At 72.7% G+C, this 14,910-nt stretch carries 14 protein-coding genes and 1 tRNA gene; 11 read left to right on the top strand and 4 right to left on the bottom strand.

All coding sequences use genetic code 11. The features are described 5' to 3' along the window. A partial coding sequence (locus tag D8M35_RS07555; RefSeq protein WP_126891291.1) for an AMP-binding protein occupies positions 1 to 908 on the top strand: 908 nt, incomplete at its 5' end. 24 nt (positions 909 to 932) lie between these two features. Then, positions 933 to 1,928 carry a 1,4-dihydroxy-2-naphthoate polyprenyltransferase gene (locus tag D8M35_RS07550; RefSeq protein WP_238638138.1) on the top strand — a complete coding sequence of 332 codons (996 nt, stop codon included), beginning with the start codon at positions 933 to 935 and terminating at the stop codon, positions 1,926 to 1,928. 24 nt (positions 1,929 to 1,952) lie between these two features. On the opposite strand, the gene D8M35_RS07545 is transcribed toward D8M35_RS07550, so the two are convergent. Further along, a complete protein-coding gene (locus D8M35_RS07545) occupies positions 1,953 to 2,294 on the bottom strand; it encodes a DUF4229 domain-containing protein (protein ID WP_126891289.1) in 342 nt (113 codons plus the stop codon). A 78-nt stretch (positions 2,295 to 2,372) separates the two neighbouring features. On the opposite strand from D8M35_RS07545, the gene D8M35_RS07540 reads away from it, so the two are divergent. Further along, on the top strand, positions 2,373 to 2,765 hold the full coding sequence (locus D8M35_RS07540; protein WP_126891288.1) for a PLDc N-terminal domain-containing protein: 393 nt from the start codon (positions 2,373 to 2,375) through the stop codon (positions 2,763 to 2,765). Beyond that, positions 2,698 to 4,500 carry a 2-succinyl-5-enolpyruvyl-6-hydroxy-3-cyclohexene-1-carboxylic-acid synthase gene (menD, locus tag D8M35_RS07535; protein WP_126891287.1) on the top strand — a complete coding sequence of 601 codons (1,803 nt, stop codon included), beginning with the start codon at positions 2,698 to 2,700 and terminating at the stop codon, positions 4,498 to 4,500. Before D8M35_RS07540 ends, menD begins: the two co-directional genes overlap by 68 nt. A 43-nt stretch (positions 4,501 to 4,543) precedes the next feature. Here the strand turns inward: menD and D8M35_RS07530 are convergent, their stop codons facing one another. Further along, positions 4,544 to 5,803 carry an isochorismate synthase MenF gene (locus D8M35_RS07530; protein WP_126891286.1) on the bottom strand — a complete coding sequence of 420 codons (1,260 nt, stop codon included), beginning with the start codon at positions 5,801 to 5,803 and terminating at the stop codon, positions 4,544 to 4,546. Positions 5,804 to 5,887: 84 nt separating this feature from the next. Between D8M35_RS07530 and D8M35_RS07525 the strand changes: the two genes are divergently transcribed. From D8M35_RS07525 to D8M35_RS07510, 4 genes are read left to right on the top strand one after another with little or no spacing between them, the layout of a single operon-like run. Next, on the top strand, positions 5,888 to 6,679 hold the full coding sequence (locus D8M35_RS07525; RefSeq protein ID WP_126891285.1) for a demethylmenaquinone methyltransferase: 792 nt from the start codon (positions 5,888 to 5,890) through the stop codon (positions 6,677 to 6,679). Positions 6,680 to 6,711: 32 nt separating this feature from the next. Further along, positions 6,712 to 7,788 (top strand): polyprenyl synthetase family protein, encoded by a 1,077-nt coding sequence (locus D8M35_RS07520; RefSeq protein WP_126891284.1) that lies wholly within the window; start codon positions 6,712 to 6,714, stop codon positions 7,786 to 7,788. A gap of 57 nt (positions 7,789 to 7,845) precedes the next feature. Then, positions 7,846 to 9,216: an FAD-dependent oxidoreductase gene (locus tag D8M35_RS07515; protein ID WP_126891283.1), complete on the top strand. Its 1,371-nt coding sequence runs from the start codon at positions 7,846 to 7,848 to the stop codon at positions 9,214 to 9,216. 10 nt (positions 9,217 to 9,226) lie between these two features. After that, positions 9,227 to 10,348: a heparan-alpha-glucosaminide N-acetyltransferase domain-containing protein gene (locus D8M35_RS07510; RefSeq protein ID WP_126891282.1), complete on the top strand. Its 1,122-nt coding sequence runs from the start codon at positions 9,227 to 9,229 to the stop codon at positions 10,346 to 10,348. A gap of 76 nt (positions 10,349 to 10,424) precedes the next feature. Here the strand turns inward: D8M35_RS07510 and cls are convergent, their stop codons facing one another. Together cls and D8M35_RS07500 are read right to left on the bottom strand one after the other, a co-directional pair. After that, positions 10,425 to 11,885, bottom strand: coding sequence for a cardiolipin synthase (cls, locus tag D8M35_RS07505; protein ID WP_126891281.1), 1,461 nt, complete (start codon positions 11,883 to 11,885; stop codon positions 10,425 to 10,427). Between the two features lie 11 nt (positions 11,886 to 11,896). Continuing rightward, positions 11,897 to 12,385, bottom strand: a complete 489-nt coding sequence (locus tag D8M35_RS07500; protein WP_069712130.1) for a YajQ family cyclic di-GMP-binding protein — start codon at positions 12,383 to 12,385, stop codon at positions 11,897 to 11,899. Positions 12,386 to 12,503: 118 nt separating this feature from the next. Here D8M35_RS07500 and D8M35_RS07495 point away from each other — a divergent pair. The 3 genes from D8M35_RS07495 to D8M35_RS07485 all read left to right on the top strand — a co-directional run bounded on the left by D8M35_RS07495 (position 12,504) and on the right by D8M35_RS07485 (position 14,880). Continuing rightward, positions 12,504 to 12,585 (top strand) — tRNA-Tyr (locus tag D8M35_RS07495). A 127-nt stretch (positions 12,586 to 12,712) separates the two neighbouring features. Further along, entirely contained in the window at positions 12,713 to 13,534 is an 822-nt protein-coding gene (locus D8M35_RS07490; RefSeq protein ID WP_126891280.1) for an inositol monophosphatase family protein, read from the top strand. Positions 13,535 to 13,689: 155 nt separating this feature from the next. Further along, the gene (locus D8M35_RS07485) at positions 13,690 to 14,880 is read left to right on the top strand and encodes a M23 family metallopeptidase (RefSeq protein WP_126891279.1); all 1,191 of its coding nucleotides are present in this window, start codon (positions 13,690 to 13,692) and stop codon (positions 14,878 to 14,880) included. Positions 14,881 to 14,910 lie beyond the last annotated feature (30 nt).

Raw genomic sequence — 14,910 nt, 5'->3', positions numbered from 1 at the left:
CCGATGCCGCACTCGGCGGGCCCGGTCGGTGGGTGCTGGCGCTCCCGACGCACTACATCGCCGGCCTCAACGTCCTGACGCGATCGATCGCGGCGGGCACGAACCCGGTCGTGGTCCCGCCGGGGCACTTCGACGGCGGCGCGTTCGCCGACGCGGTCGACCGGCTCGACGTCGGCCCCGAGGCGCCGCGCCGCTACACGTCCCTGGTGCCCGTGCAGCTCGCCCGTGTGCTCGACGACCCCCGAGCCACCGCTGCCGCGACCCGCTTCGACGCCGTGCTCGTCGGCGGACAGTCCACCCCCGCGCCGCTCCGGCAGCGCGCCCTCGACGCCGGGGTCCGGGTGGTCACGACCTACGGCGCGAGCGAGACGAGCGGCGGTTGCGTGTACGACGGCACGCCGTTCGGGACGGTCCGCGCGGAACTCGTCGACGGCGCCCTCGAGCTGGCCGGTCCGATGCTCGCCGACGGGTACCTGGACGACCCGGCGCGCACGGCGGACACGTTCGTCGAGCGCGACGGACACCGCTGGTACCGGACCGGCGACGCCGCGACCATCGGCGACGACGGTCGGCTGCGCGTACTCGGCCGGCTCGACGACGTCATCGTCTCCGGCGGCGAGAAGGTCCCGCTCGGCGCGGTGGAGCGCCGGGTGCGCGAGCTGCCGGGCCAGGACGCCGCGGTCGTCACCCGGCGGGCCTCGGGGGAGTGGGGCGAGGTGCCCGTCGTCGTCACGGAGCGCCCGCTGGACCTCGACACGGTCCGCGCCCACGTCGCATCGACCCTGGGGCGTGCAGCCCGGCCCGCGGCGGTCCTGGTCGTCGACGCGGTGCCGATGCTCGCGTCCGGCAAGCCCGACCGGAGGGCCGTCCGGACGCTCGCCGACCCCGGGAGCGCACCGACCCCGTAGTCGTCACGGATACGATGGTCGGCCGTGGCACGTACGAAGAACAGGACCCCGGTCAAGGGCCGCAGCGGCAACCCGGCGAAGGCCGCGGCACCGCAGCGCACGAAGCAGCGGGCGACCGCGCGCGACTGGATCGGCGGTGCCCGGCTCCGCACGCTCACGCTCGGCGTCGTGCCGGTCGTGCTCGGCACCGGTGTGGCGTTCGTCGACTCCGGTGAGCCGGGCGACTTCGGCGCGTACCTCGGGCGCGACCACCACCTGGCGGTCGCCCTGCTCGCGCTCGCGGTCGCGCTGTTCCTGCAGATCGGCGTGAACTACAGCAACGACTACTCCGACGGCGTCCGCGGCACGGACGAGTTCCGCGTCGGTCCGGCCCGTCTCACCGGGGCGGGGCTCGCGAAGCCCCGCACCGTGCTCACCGTCGCGCTGACCTTCTTCGGACTGGCGGCGGTCGCGGGCCTGGTGATCGTGCTGCTCACCGGCACCTGGTGGCTGCTCCTCGTCGGCGCTGCCGCGATCGTGGCAGCCTGGTACTACACGGGCGGGAAGAAGCCGTACGGCTACAACGCGCTCGGCGAGGTCTTCGTCTTCGTCTTCTTCGGGCTGGTCGCCGTGCTCGGTACCCAGTACGTGCAGATCCAGGCGATCACCGCCAGCGGCTGGGCAGCGGCGGTCGCGGCCGGGTTCTTCGCCTGCGCCGTGCTCATGGTCAACAACATCCGCGACGTGGACGAGGACCGCCTGGCCGGCAAGCGCACGCTCGCCGTCGTGGTCGGTCGGCCGGTCGCACGGGTCCTGTTCGGCCTGTTCCTGATGCTGCCGTACGTCGTGCTGCTCTGGTTCGTGCTGCTGTACTTCCGAACGGGATTCGCGTACTTCTCGCTCCTGCTCGCGCTCCCGGCGCTCGCGATCGGCGTCTCGTCCCGCAAGCCGCGCGAGCTCATCACGGCGCTGCAGCTGTCGTCGTTCGCGTCGCTCGCGTACGGCGTCGTCCTCGGCCTGACCCTCGTGCTGCTGCCGTAGGAGCGGCCGGGCGAGCAGCGCGGACTACTCCGCGTCGTGCTCGCGACGCTCGCGGTGCCGGTCGGCGTCCGACACCGGCCGGTCGGCGGCGGGCGCGTCGGTGTCCGCCGCGTCGGTGTCGGCGGCGTCGACGAAGTCGTCCTCGAAGTCCGAGTCGGCGTCCCGCTCCGGACGACCCCGGCGTGCGGCGATGTTCGAGGTCACCCGCCCCCGCAGCCCGGGCAGCGCGATGTACGACACGAGCAGGCCGATCAGCGCGGCGCCGATCGCCGCCCAGTACCACCGCAGACCGATGACGAGCAGGACGGCCAGGGCCGCGGCGAAGATGCCGAGCCGGGCAAGGGTGTAGACGAGCCACGCTTTCACCCGACGATCCTACGTGCCGTCGTTCGTGCGCCGGCTGACGGGCAGGTCCGTCCCAGGCGCGCTGCCTAGAGTCGTCGCATGGTCCGTCTGTGGTTGATCGTCGCCGTCGCCGCCGTGGCCTTCACGGTCTACGCGGTCATCGACTGCGCGACCATGCCGCGTCAGCGCATCCGTTCCCTGCGGCGTGGGTGGTGGATCCTCCTCGTGCTCGTCCTGCCCGTGCTCGGCGGTCTGCTGTGGTTCGTGCTCGGCCGCGCTCCCGCCACGCCCGGCCCGGTGCCCCGGTACCGTGGACCCGAAGACGATCCCGACTTCCTCGGTGACCCTCGCGGCACCGGGACACTCCGCACCGGAACGGACCAGGACGACGCAACCCTCCGAGACCTCGAGGACCAGTCCCGCGATGACCGACTCCGCGACGAACGACGCGACCGCGACGAACGAGACGACGACCGCTCCGCCGATCGCTGACGGACCGGTCGGCTCCGGCAGCCCGGCCACCGACTTCGCGCTCGCGCTCCTGCGGGAGCTCGCACACGCCGGCGTCACCGACGTCGTGGTGAGCCCGGGCTCCCGGTCGCAGGCGCTCGCCCTCGCGGCGGTCGCCCTCGAGCGCGCGGGCGGCACCACCGTGCACGTCCGGCTCGACGAGCGGACGGCGGGCTTCTTCGCGCTCGGACTCGCGGTCGAGTCCGGTCGCCCGGCCGCGGTGGTCACCACCTCGGGCACCGCCGTCGCGAACCTGCATCCCGCCGTGCTCGAGGCGCACCACTCCGGCGTGCCGATGGTCGTGCTCTCGGCAGACCGGCCGGACGAGCTCCGGGGCATCGGCAGCAACCAGACCACCGTCCAGCCCGGGTTGTTCGGCCCGGCCGTGTCGTTCGTGCGCGACGTGCAGGCGCCGACCGCGGACGGCGTGGTCGACGGCGACGCCGTCCGGACGCTCGCCCGCGAGGCCGTCGCCGTGGCGGCCGGACACACCGGCCAGCCCGGTCCCGTCCAGCTGAACGTGGCGTTCCGCGAGCCGCTGTCCGCAGGACTCCGGCCCGAGGACGTCACGGCCGTGCCGGACGACGAGGTCGACACCGAGCACGCCCGTCGTCGGGTGCACGCGGGACTGCCGGTCGCCGAGCTCGCGCCGGACGACGAGCCCGCGACCGTCGTGATCGCGGGCCACGACGCCGGCGAGGACGCCGAGCGGATCGCCTGGGAGCTCGGTGCGCCGCTGCTGGCGGAGGTGTCGAGCGGGGCGCGCTTCGGGCGGAACCTGGTCGTCGCCTACCGGGAGCTCCTCCGGGACCCGGAACTCGGCGGAGCGGTGCGCCGCGCCGTCGTCCTCGGGCACCCGACGCTCAGCCGCGAGGTGCCCGCCCTGCTGCAGCGGGGGGACGTCGAGACGGTCGTGGTCCGCGGACCGGGGGCCGACCCGTTCGACCCGGCCCGAGCCTCCCGACCGGACGCCGCCACCACCTTCGTGTCCGACGTCCGCGTGACGGGCCGCGCCACCCCGTCGCACCGCGCCTGGGTGGGACGGTGGGTGACGACGAGCCGCGCCCTCCTCGGGGACGGCGATGCCGGACCGGACCTCGACGCGAAGCGTTCGGGAGACCGCGCCGAGCGCAACCGGTACCTGCGTGACGAGGTCGCCCTGCGCCGTCGGCCGGTCGACCGCACCATGCTCGTCGACGCCGTGTGGGGTGCGACGTGGCCGCACGACCGCCTCGTGCTCGGCGCCTCGCAACTGATCCGGGTCGCCGACGCACACGTCCCCGGCAAGAAGGTCCGGGTGCACGCGAACCGTGGTCTCGCCGGGATCGACGGGACGGTCTCGACCGCGCTGGGCATCGCCGCCGCGCTCCAACGGACGCCGGACTCCGTCGGCACCACGCGGGTGCTCGTCGGCGACCTGACCCTCCTGCACGACCTCGGGGCACTCGTCACCGGGACCGAGGAGCCGACCCACCGCGTCCAGGTGGTGGTCGGCAACGACGTCGGAGGGGCGATCTTCCGCGGGCTCGAGGTCGCGGCGACCACTCCGGAGCAGGACATGCGGCGTGTCATGACCACGCCGCAGCACGTCGACGTCGAGCGGGTCGTGACCGGCCTCGGGTGGTCCTACCGCCGTGCTGCGACGTGGGCCGACCTCGAGGGCGCCCTCACCGACCCGGCGCAACGCCTGGTCGTCGAGGTCCCGCTGACCGACTGACGATGGGCGCGTGGGCGGGTGTGCGCGTCCGCACGCCCGGGCGTCAGGCGAGTGCGTCGCGGATCGGGCGGAACTTGAGCGCGGTCTCGGCGACCTCGCGGGCCGGCTCCGACCCGGCGACGATCCCCGCGCCCGCCCACGCGCGGACGGTCCCGTCGTCCTCGATCCGCGCACTGCGGAGCGCGAGCATCCACTCGCCGTCGCCGTTCGCCCCGAGCCAGCCGACGGGGCCGGCGTAGCGCCCGCGGTCGACGCCCTCGAGCTCGGCGACCAGGCGGACGGCGACGTCGGTGGGGGTCCCCGCCACCGCGGCGGTCGGGTGCAGGGCGTCGGCGACGTCGAGCGAGGTGGTGCCGACCGGCAGGGTCGCCCGGACATCGGTGGCCAGGTGCCAGAGGTTCGGCAGCTGCAGGCGGAACGGCTCCGGGTCCGCCCGGACGTCGGTCGCAACGGTCCGGAGCGCGTGCAGCAGGCTCGCGATCGCGAACCCGTGCTCCTCGACGTCCTTCGCGCTCGACGCGAGTGCCTCGGCGGCAGCCCGGTCGGACACGGGGTCGGTACCCCGCGCCGCGCTGCCGGCGAGCACCCGTGCCGAGAGCTCCGTGCCGTCGGTCCGCGCGAGGGTCTCCGGGGTCGCACCGACGAGACCGTCGACGGCGAACGTGACGCACTGCGGGTACGCGGCCGCCAGGTCGAGCAGGACCGCGCGGCGGTCGGCACCGGCGGGCAGCGTCCCGACCAGGTCGCGCGCCAGGACGACCTTCTCGGCCTCGCCCGCGGTGATCCGGCGCACCGCGTCCGCGACGGCCGCGGCGTAGGCGTCCTCGTCGACCTGCCCGGGGCCGAGGGCGACCGAGACGTGCCCGCCGACGGCCGGCACCGGGACCGAGGTCCGTGAGAACGTCAGGGGTGCGGGGTCCGGGGTCGTGTCGACGGCGGTGAGCCAGGCCTTCCCGCGGCGCCTGCCGATGACCACGCGGGGCACGACGAGCACGCTCTGCTCGGCGGAGTCGTCGGCGAAGGCGAAGGACCCGAACGCGACGAGTCCGGTGCCGCGCAGCTGCACGGGGTCGTCGACCGTGGCGCCCCGCACCAGGTCGCGCCACACCGCCGACGCCCGGCGCATCCGGTCGGGGCCGGAGAACGTGAACCGTGCCGCCTCGCCGATCCCGACGATGCCGTCCCCGCTCCGGACGAAGGCCAGCGGCGCGTCGCGCAGGGTGTGGCGGAGGACGTCCCCCGGGTCGTCGAGGATCCGGGTCGAGACCGTGAGCGTGGGGGTCGCCGTGGTGGTTCGGGTCACGACCCGATCGTACGCGTGCGGCGACCCGCCGGACCCCGGCCGGGCGTCCGGGCAGCGGTGGGCCGCGACCTCTAGGATGGTGCGGTGAGCAGAGCGGACCTGAGCAAGCGGCCGGACGAGGTGGCGGCCATGTTCGACGACGTCGCCGCGAAGTACGACCTCACGAACGACATCCTCTCGGCGGGCAACGCCCCGCTGTGGCGCGTCGCGACGGTCCGAGCGGTCGACCCCCAGCCGGGCGAGACGGTGCTGGACATCGCCGCCGGGACGGGCACGAGCGCGGCTGCGTTGGCGAAGAAGGGTGCCGAGGTCACGGCGCTCGACCTGTCGGCGGGCATGATCGCCGTCGGACGCGAACGACACCCCGAGATCACGTTCGTCGAGGGCGACGCCGAGCACCTGCCGTTCGACGACGACACCTTCGACGCGGTCACGATCTCCTTCGGGCTGCGCAACGTCAACGACCCCATGCAGGCGATCACCGAGATGCTCCGGGTGCTCAAGCCCGGCGGCCGTCTCGTCATCTGCGAGTTCTCCACGCCCCCGATGGCGCTGCTGCGCTTCGGGTACGGCGCGTACCTGAAGCGCGTGCTGCCGGGCATCGCGCGCCTGTCGAGCAGCAACCCGGCGGCCTACCGGTACCTGGCCGAGTCGATCGAGGCGTGGCCGGACCAGCAGGTCCTCAGCCAGTGGCTGCGCGGCGTCGGGTTCACGATGGTCGCCCACCGCAACCTGACCGCCGGCATCGTCGCCCTGCACCGCGGCCGCAAGCCCGTCGCGGGCGAGGTGCGCGAGTCCGTCGCCCGCCGGGCGAAGGCGCGTCGCGAGCACCAGCACACCGGCGAGCAGCCGAGCGTCGAACCCGGCGACGCCTGACCGGTCACCTGACCCCGAACACGGAGCAGCACTTGAACCCGAGCGTCCCGGTCGCACGTCGCGCACCGAGCCTCCGCGCCTCGCTGGGCATCGGCGAGCGGTTGTTCGCGACCCCGTCCGAGCGGCGCTTCATCAGCGCGGTCGACGACGGGCTCGAGCTCGTCGAGCAGGGCCTCGAGGAGGCCATGCGCTCGACCGACACGCTGGCGGACACCACGAGTCGTTACCTGCTCTCGGCGGGCGGCAAGCGCATCCGGCCGACGCTGACCCTGCTCATCGCGCAGCTCGGCAACGGCGTGACCGACGCGGTGGTCAAGGCTGCGGTGAGCATCGAGACGACGCACCTGGCGTCGCTGTACCACGACGACGTCATGGACGAGGCGCCGGTCCGCCGCGGGGTCCCCGCCGCGCACGTGACCTACGGCAACAACGTCGCGATCCTGACCGGGGACCTGCTCTTCGCGCGGGCCAGCCTCATCACGGCCGACCTCGGGACCGAGGGCATCCGGATGCAGGCGGAGACCTTCCAGCGGCTCTGCATGGGGCAGCTGCACGAGACGACCGGCCCCCAGCCCGAGGACGACCCGGTCGAGCACTACATCCAGGTGCTCAGCGACAAGACCGGGTCGCTCATCGCCACCGCGGCCCGTGCCGGTGTGATGTTCTCCGGTGCCGACCGCGCCTACCTCGAGGCCGTCGGCACCTTCGGCGAGAAGGTCGGTGTCGCCTTCCAGCTCGTCGACGACGTGATCGACCTCGCGCCGGCGAAGGACCGCACCGGCAAGATCGCCGGCAACGACCTGCGTGCCGGCGTGGACACCCTGCCGCTGCTGCAGCTCCGTCGCCTCGCCGCCGGTGACGACGGAGCAGCCACCCTGCTCGCCCGCATCGAGCACGACGTCAAGGACGCCCCGGACGACGCGGTCGACTCGGCGCCGTACCAGTCGGCCGTCGCCGCACTGCGGGAGCACGAGGCGACCACCGCGACCCGTACCGTCGCCGTCCGCTGGGCGGAGGACGCGGTCGCCGCCCTGGAACCGCTGCCCGACGGCACCGTGAAGCGCGCGCTGACGCGGTTCGCCGAGTCCGTCGTCGAACGCAGCCGCTGACACGAGGGTCCGTCACGGCCCACCGGGAGCCCCCGCCCGAACGAACTGGAGACATCAGTGCCCACCCTGCGAATCGCCATCGTCGGCGCCGGTCCCGCCGGCATCTACGCCGCGGACATCCTGCTGCGCGAGGCGCACGGCACCGACGTGTCGATCGACCTCTTCGAGCAGCTCCCCGCGCCCTACGGGTTGGTCCGCTACGGCGTTGCCCCGGACCACCCGCGCATCAAGGGCATCGTGAACGCCCTGCGGGACGTGCTCGACCGCGGTGTCGTCCGGCTGTTCGGCAACGTGCGCTTCGGCGAGGACATCACGCTGGACGACCTCAAGCAGCACTACAACGCGGTGCTGTTCTCCACCGGCGCGATCAAGGACGCCGAGCTCGACGTCCCCGGGATCGACCTCGACGGCTCCTACGGCGCGGCCGACTTCGTGAGCTGGTTCGACGGACACCCGGACGTGCCGCGCACGTGGCCGCTCACGGCGTCGAGCGTCGCGGTGATCGGCAACGGCAACGTCGCGCTCGACGTGTCGCGCATCCTCGCGAAGCACGCGGACGACCTGCTGCCGACCGAGATCCCGGCGAACGTGTACGAGGGGCTGCAGGCGAGCCCGGTCACCGACGTGCACGTCTTCGGACGGCGCGGTCCGGCCCAGGTCAAGTTCACCCCGCTGGAACTCCGCGAACTCGGCGAGCTCCGCGACGTCGACATGGTCGTGTACGACGAGGACTTCGACCACGACGAGGCATCGCTCACCGCGATCCAGACCAACAAGCAGGTCATGGTGATGAACCGCGTCCTGGAGCAGTGGCGCACGCGCGAGGTCGGGCAGGCCAGTCGCCGGCTCCACCTGCACTTCTGGGCGAAGCCCGTCGAGATCGTCGGCGAGGACGGCCACGTCACGGCGCTGCGGTACGAGCGCACCCGGCCGAACGGCGAGGGCGGCGTCGAGGGCACGGGGGAGATCCGCGAGCTGCCGGTGCAGGCCGTGTACCGCGCGGTGGGGTACTTCGGCTCCCCGCTGCCCGGTGTGCCCTTCGACGAGAAGACCGGCGTGATCCCGAACCGCGAGGGCCAGGTGCTGGACGAGGACGGATCGCCGGTCCCCGGCGTCTACGCGACGGGCTGGATCAAGCGCGGCCCCGTCGGGCTGATCGGGCACACCAAGTCCGACGCGATGGAGACCGTCCAGCACATCGTCAACGACCAGGCCTCCTGGTGGACTCCGGCCGATCCGTCGCCCGAGGCGGTCCCGGCCCTGCTCCGCGAGCGCGGCGTGGACTACACCGACCTCGACGGCTGGCACGCGCTGGACGAGCACGAGCAGGCCCTGGGCGCTGCCGAGGGACGCGAGCGCATCAAGGTCGTCCCGCGCGACGAGATGGTCGACGTCTCGCTCCGACGCGCCTCGTCGCCCACGAGCTGATCGCAGCACGATGACCGCCGCACGCCCCGCACCGCCCGCCGCGGTGCGGGGCGTGCTCGTCGCGCCCGGTCGCCTGCAGGGCGTCGACGTGGCACGGGCGCTCGCGCTCCTCGGCATGATGGCCGCCCACGTCGGCGGCATCGCGGACGAGGTCGACTGGGGCGATCCCGGCACCTGGTCCGCCGTGGCGCACGGACGGCCCTCCACCCTGTTCGCGGTGCTCGCGGGCGTGTCGATCGGTCTGACGAGCGGACGGACGGATCCTCCCGGTCCACCGGTCATCGGGCGGATCCGAGCGCGACTGGCCATCCGGGCCGCCGCTGTGGTCGCCGTCGGGCTCCTGCTGATGGCACTCGACACACCCGTGTACGTCATCCTCCCCACGTACGGCGCGCTGTTCCTGCTCGTGCTCCCGGTGCTCCGCTGGCGCTCGGTGTGGCTCCTCGTCGTCGCGTCCGTGTGCGCACTGCTGTCACCGGTCGTCGCGCTCGCGGTCGTGCCGCTGTACGCGGGCGCCGGGATGTGGGAGGTGCAGCTCGGCCTCGTCTACCCGCTGGTCACCTTCCTGGCGTACGTCCTGGTCGGCCTCGCGGTCGCCAGGATCGGCCTGGAGGCACGGCGTGCGCAGGTCGCGCTCCTCACGTCCGGCGCACTGGTCGCGGTCGTCGCGTACGTGGTCGGGAACGTCACGGCACCGGTCCCGGCCGGTGCCGTGTCCCAGGCGTTCCCCGGGGTACCGTGGGCGCCGGACGGCAGCGGGGGAGCGTCGGCCCTCGCGCAGCTGCTGCTGTCCCCGCGCGACCACTCCTCGTCGGTCGTCGACGTCGTGGCGACCGCCGGGGTCGCGGTGGCGGTGATCGCCCTGTGCGCCCTGCTGTTCGACGGTCGCGGTCGGACCGCCGCGCGGATCGCGTTCCCGCTCGCCGCCGTCGGGTCGATGCCGCTGACGGTCTACGCGGGGCACCTGGTCGTCATCGCGCTGCTGCCGGAGTACCCGGAGTCGGGCGCGGTGTGGGCGTGGTTCGCGATCGGGTCGGTGCTCTTCGCGATGCTGTGGCGTGCGTTCCTCGGGAGCGGGCCGCTGGAACGCGTGGTCGCGCGGCTCACCCGACTGGTGCCGGCCGCCCGCTGACGAGTGGGGCGGTGATCCTGGAGCGCGCCCAGGGCGACCGGGGAGGCGGGCGTTCGCCGCGCCTCCCGGCAGGGTCCTACTGCAGGGCGGCGGTGAGCCGCGCGACGTTGTCGAGGACCTGCGACCGGCGCGGGCGCTCGAGCCACGCGTCCAGCGTGAGCTCGAAGGACGCGTCCTTGTACGCGTCCTGCACGCCGCGCAGCGCGTCGACGAAGCGCTTGCCGCGCACCATGACGGAGACCTCGAGGTTCAGGCTGAAGGACCGCATGTCCATGTTGCTCGACCCGATGACGGACACGTCGTCGTCGATGGTGAAGTGCTTCGCGTGCAGGATCGTCGGGGCCCGGTACAGCCAGATACGGACGCCGGCGCGCAGGAGCTCCTCGTAGTAGGACCGCTGCGCGTGCCACGTCATCGCGTGGTCTCCCATCTCGCCGACGAAGAGCTCGACCTCGACCCCGCGCTGGGCGGTCGTCGTGATGGCGTAGCGCATCGAGTCGTCCGGCACGAAGTAGGGGGAGGTGATCGACACCTTCTCCTGGGCCGCGTAGAGCAGGGCGTTGAAGAGGCGCAGGTTGTTCTCGCCGTCGAAGCCGGGCCCGGACGGCACGACCTGGCAGTCGAGCGCGTCGCCGCGGTCGGCGCGCTGCACCGGGTCGCTCTCGCGGAGCAGGAGTTCGTCGGTCTCGCTGTACCAGTCGGTCACGAACAGGGCGTTGAGCCCGGCGACGACCGGCCCCTCGAACCGGGCGAACAGGTCCTTGTAGACCATGCCCTTCTCGATGTGCGACTTCAGGTCGTACGACGGATCGATCAGGTTCTGCGACCCGGTGAAGGCGACCGACCCGTCGATCACCATGATCTTCCGGTGGTTGCGGAGGTCGGGGCGCTGGAACTTCCCCTGCAGCGGCTGCAGCGGGAGCATGAGGTGCCACTCGATGTTCGCGCGGTCGAGGAAGGCGAGCGTGTCCTTGTAGCCCGGGTACCCACGGCTCGCCCAGTGGTCGAGCAGGAACCGGACCGTCACGCCGCGGGCCTGCGCCCGGGCGAGGGCCTCGAAGTACGGCCGGGTCGTGTCGTCGAGCGTCGCGATGTAGAACTCGACGTGCACGAAGCGCCGCGACTGGTCGATCGCGCGGGTCATCTCCTGCACCGACTCGTACGAGTCGGGGTAGAGCTCGGCGGAGTTGCCGCCGACGAGCGGCATGGCGCCGAGCTCACGGTTCAGCTTCGTCACGCTCTCGAGCCACGGCGGCCACGGGTGGTCGCGGCGCACGCGCTCGATGCCCTCGGTCTGCTCGAGGATGTACGCGTTGATCTCCGTCTGCTTCTCGCGACGGGCCTTCGGCAGCTTCGTCGACCCGATGACCAGGAAGACGACGAACCCGATGTACGGGATCAGGAAGATCGCGAGCAACCAGGCCGTCGCGGTCTGCGGCTTCCGGTTGTACGGGACGTAGATGATCGAGAAGACGCGGATCGCCAGGTCCAGCAGGACCAGGAGGACGGTGACCGCGACGCCGAGCCAGTGCTCCACGGGGTGCGGCGCTAGCGGAAGTTGATGAACTGCAGCGGCACGTCGAACTCTTCACCCTTGAGGAGCTGGATCGTGTTCTGCAGGTCGTCGCGGCTCTTCGAGGAGACGCGGAGCTCGTCACCCTGGATCTGGTTCTTCACGGTCTTCGGGGCGTTCGCGCGGAGGAACGCGCCGATCTTCTTCGCGACGTCCTGCTCGATGCCGTTCTTGAACTTCACCTCGATGCGGTACTCCTTGCCCGAGGGGTAGGGGTCGCCGGCGTCGAGGCTCTTCAGCGAGATGTTCCGCTTGATCGCCTTGCTCTGCAGCACGTCGAGGACGGCCTTGGCTCGTTCCTCGGAGTTCGCCTTGATGAGGACGTCCTCGCCGCTGAACGCGATCGACGCGTCAGCGCCCTTGAAGTCGTACCGCTGCTCGATCTCCTTGGCGGCCTGGTTGAGGGCGTTCTCCGCCTCCATCTTGTCGACCTTGCTGACCACGTCGAAGGAACTGTCTGCCATGCCGCACAGCCTAACTGCGTGGCGGGGTGCCGGTTCGGTGGTCACGAGCACCCTCCGGAGTCCGGTATGCTCTTCAGCGCGCCTTCGGTTGGTGACCACACCGGCCGGGTGCGCACACGGCAAGTTACCCAAGCGGCCAAAGGGATCTGACTGTAAATCAGCCGGCGTAGCCTTCGGGGGTTCGAATCCCTCACTTGCCACATCGAGCAGCCCCGTCCACCACGGACGGGGCTGTCGCCGTTCCCGGGGTCTGTCGAACCTGGGGTCCGTGCTGTGCCGATGGTGGGCTGGCGTCCTTCCTGGTCGCGATCCGGCAGGCTGGGGTGCATGCCCGACACGCTCACCCCCGCCCAGTTCGCCGACCTCGCCGAGTCGATCGCCCGCGAGGCCGCTGCGCTCGCAGCACGCCGACGTGCGGAGGGCGTCGAGGTCGCCGACCGGAAGTCGAGCATCGTCGACGTCGTCACGGCTGCCGATCGCGAGGTCGAGGACCTCGTCCGCACCCGGATCGCCGAAGCGCGACCCGACGACGGCTTCCACGGCGAGGAGTCCGGCTCCGGTGCCGGGTCGACGGGCATCACGTGGGTGGTCGACCCGATCGACGGCACGGTCAACTACCTGTACGGCAGCGAGCAGTACGGGGTGAGCATCGGCGTGGTCCGGGGGAGTGCGGACCCGACGCAGTGGGAGGCGCTCGCGGGGATCGTCGTGGCACCGGCGACCGGCACGGTGTGGCGCGCGGTGGCCGGCGAGGGCGCGACGCGCGACGGGATCCCGCTCCGGGTGTCGACGCCGGCATCGCTCGCCGAGACGCTCGTCGCGACGGGGTTCGGCTACACCGCCGACCGCCGTCGTGAGCAGGTCGCGGTGCTCGCCGGGCTGATCGGGGAGGTGCGGGACGTCCGGCGCGCGGGAGCTGCGTCGCTCGACTGCTGCGCGGTCGGGGCCGGAACGGTGGACGCCTACTACGAGCGCGGCATCAACCCGTGGGACATGGCAGCCGGTTCGCTCGTCGCCGCCGAGGCCGGGGCGTCCGTCCGGATCTGGGAGGCCGGCGGCACGCGGTCGTTCCTGTTCGCCGCGCCGGCGGTGGCGGACCAGCTCGAGGCCCTCGTGCGCGGGCTCGAGGCCGAGGTGCTCGCCGACTGACCGCGGGTCGGAGCGGTGCTGCGCGGGCTGCGCGGACTGCACGGTCGTGCACGCGACTGGCGGCGCGGGACCGCCCCTGCTAGCGTGCTGCAGTCCCGTTACCTGCTCGTTACCAACGAGCGCCCCGTGCCCCGATCAGGATCAGCCCCGAACACATGCCCCACGCCTCCCAGCCGACCGTGCCGACGCCCACCCGCTCCGAGACCGCGACCGAACCGGTCGTGCACCTGACGCGACGCGCCCGCATCGAGGCCGAGCGTCGTGCCGCTGCGACGGTGCCCCCGCGTCCCTCGACGGCTCGGCAGTCCCCGGTGGTCGCGCCGTCGTCCGACGAGATCGTCGCCCCGGTGACGCCCGCCGCCCCGGCCTCCCCGATCGACTTCGCCCCGGCCTCGCCGGTCCTGCCCGCGCCGTCCGCGGGTGCGGTCACGCCGCCGGCCCCCGCCTCACCGGACGTCGCGCCGATGGTCCACGCCGCTCGGACACCCACCCCCGTCGTGGAGACGGTCCGTCCCGCCGAGGTGCGACGGTCCACGCCCGCTCGGACTCCGCGTGCGCGTCGGTCGACCCCGGCCGTCCGTGTCGACCGCGCGACCCGCCACATCGGCGGTGCGACCGCAACTGTCACCCCGGCCCCGAGCCGCCGCGGGGACGCCTTCCGTCGGAACGCCTCCCGCGTCACCGCCGTGGGGGCGCTGCTCTTCGCCGCCGGGCTGGTCGTCTCGACCTCGCTGCCGGCACAGGCCCTCTGGGTCCCGCCGGCGGACACCACCACGGCCCGGACCACCGCCGCGGGCGACGGCCAGTCGCTCAGCGTGGGCGACGGTGCCGCGGACGCGGAGACCACCCGTGACCAGTACTCGGTCACGGCGGCGACGCAGTACAAGAACGTCGACGCGTCGAGCTTCTCGAACGACCCGAACGGCTCGATCCAGTGGCCGTTCCTGACCGGCGTCCCGATCACCTCGGGCTTCGGCGGTCGTCAGGTCGAGGGCTGCTCGTTCTGCTCGACGAACCACATGGGCGTCGACTTCGCCCCCGGCGAGGGCACGCCGATCCGGTCCGTCGCCGCGGGCACCGTCATCAAGGTGCAGGCGCACGACGGCGGGTTCGGCAACGACGTCTGGGTGCAGCACGACGTCGACGGCAAGCAGTTCGTCAGCGTCTACGGACACATGAAGGACGGCACGTTCAAGGTCGTCACCGGGCAGGAGGTCGCCGTCGGTGACGAGCTCGGCGAGGTCGGCTCGACCGGCAACTCGACCGGGCCCCACCTGCACCTCGAGATCCACGTCGGTGGGGTCCCCGTGGACCCGCTGGCCTGGCTCCGCGCGAACGCGAACTAGCGGAGGAGCGGCGGCACGCCCGGGCGTCAC

It is taken from the genome of Curtobacterium sp. HSID17257 (assembly GCF_003989515.1).
In the GTDB taxonomy this organism is placed as follows: domain Bacteria; phylum Actinomycetota; class Actinomycetes; order Actinomycetales; family Microbacteriaceae; genus Curtobacterium.
This window is presented reverse-complemented; position numbering and strand designations above follow the sequence as displayed.

Excerpts from the sequence above, each read along its gene's own strand:
- D8M35_RS07540 (WP_126891288.1), top strand. The coding sequence starts at position 2,373 with ATGGTCCGTCTGTGGTTGATCGTCGCCGTCGCCGCCGTGGCCTTCACG.
- menD (WP_126891287.1), top strand. The coding sequence starts at position 2,698 with ATGACCGACTCCGCGACGAACGACGCGACCGCGACGAACGAGACGACG.
- D8M35_RS07510 (WP_126891282.1), top strand. The coding sequence starts at position 9,227 with ATGACCGCCGCACGCCCCGCACCGCCCGCCGCGGTGCGGGGCGTGCTC.
- D8M35_RS07500 (WP_069712130.1), bottom strand. The coding sequence starts at position 12,385 with ATGGCAGACAGTTCCTTCGACGTGGTCAGCAAGGTCGACAAGATGGAG.
- D8M35_RS07490 (WP_126891280.1), top strand. The coding sequence starts at position 12,713 with ATGCCCGACACGCTCACCCCCGCCCAGTTCGCCGACCTCGCCGAGTCG.
- D8M35_RS07485 (WP_126891279.1), top strand. The coding sequence starts at position 13,690 with ATGCCCCACGCCTCCCAGCCGACCGTGCCGACGCCCACCCGCTCCGAG.